Source organism: Microbacterium sp. ZW T5_45 (assembly GCF_044987415.1).
Classification (GTDB): Bacteria; Actinomycetota; Actinomycetes; order Actinomycetales; family Microbacteriaceae; genus Microbacterium.
Genome location: NZ_JBJDRJ010000097.1, coordinates 1 through 511 on the forward strand (window position 1 = coordinate 1; position 511 = coordinate 511).

General features: G+C 67.3%; 1 protein-coding gene. It reads left to right on the plus strand.

Features of this window, described 5'->3' with window-relative positions; all coding sequences use genetic code 11:
• The coding region (locus ACI3KS_RS19670) for an ABC transporter ATP-binding protein (RefSeq protein WP_404920226.1) at positions 1–249 on the plus strand (249 nt) is incomplete at its 5' end.
• Between the last annotated feature and the right edge of the window lie 262 nt (positions 250–511).

A 511-nucleotide genomic window follows, 5' to 3' on the forward strand; every position in this document is an offset into this window, starting at 1 on the left:
CTCGTGGGCTCGCGAATTCTGGCGCTGCTGCGTCGGCTCCGAGACGAGGGCGTCGCGATGGTGCTGGTTTCGCACGATCTCGCGGTCGTCGGCGAACTCGCCGATCGAATCCTGGTGATGCAGGGCGGGCGCATCGTGGAGGAGGGCGCGGCGACGGAGATCTTTGCCAGACCGACCCACGCGTTCACGCGGGAACTTCTGGCATCGCGCGCCGCGTTGCCTCCGTCCGCGGACGACGGCGCGTCCTGAACAGGCGCACGGTATGATCGAGGAACACGCATCGATCCGGCATCACCGGGGAACATTCGGAAGAACGGGCCGCGGCCCCAGTAGAACCGAACGGGGCAGGCCCGTCACAGCCGAAGTACGAAGTGGTCCATCGCCCGCCGGGCGGAGGGCAACGCGGGGTGGTACCGCGGTCGAGAGATCGTCCCCGCAGGAGCGAATCACGAGCACCTGCGAGATGAGATGACCTACCCACGATCCTCCTTCGGACCCGCTGCCGATCAGG